The following is a 234-nucleotide window of genomic DNA, read 5'->3' on the forward strand; positions in this document are numbered from 1 at the left end:
GATCTCAAAGCGCTTCATCCCCTATCTCGGTTGTATAAATGCGCGATCTCAAGCGCGCGTATCGAACGATCTCCGGGACGCTCCGCCCACATATCCTTGACCTGCCGACGTCGGCGCGTACGTGATCTCCTGCTCGGAAGGCCCCGCGATCAAGTCCAATTCGTACCGGATGAGCTCAAGGGATTGCTGGATCAGCAACTGATTGCGCTCGTTGATCACCTTCAGCTCGTTGTG

1 protein-coding gene is annotated in these 234 nt (G+C 56.4%); it reads right to left on the reverse strand.

Annotated features, from left to right (window positions below):
• Positions 1 to 48: 48 nt before the first annotated feature.
• Positions 49 to 234 (reverse strand): hypothetical protein (locus NLU14_RS22945; protein WP_275710956.1); only part of this gene is annotated, 186 nt, incomplete at its 5' end.

Source organism: Marinobacter iranensis, assembly GCF_029207565.1.
Lineage (GTDB): Bacteria > Pseudomonadota > Gammaproteobacteria > Pseudomonadales > Oleiphilaceae > Marinobacter > Marinobacter iranensis.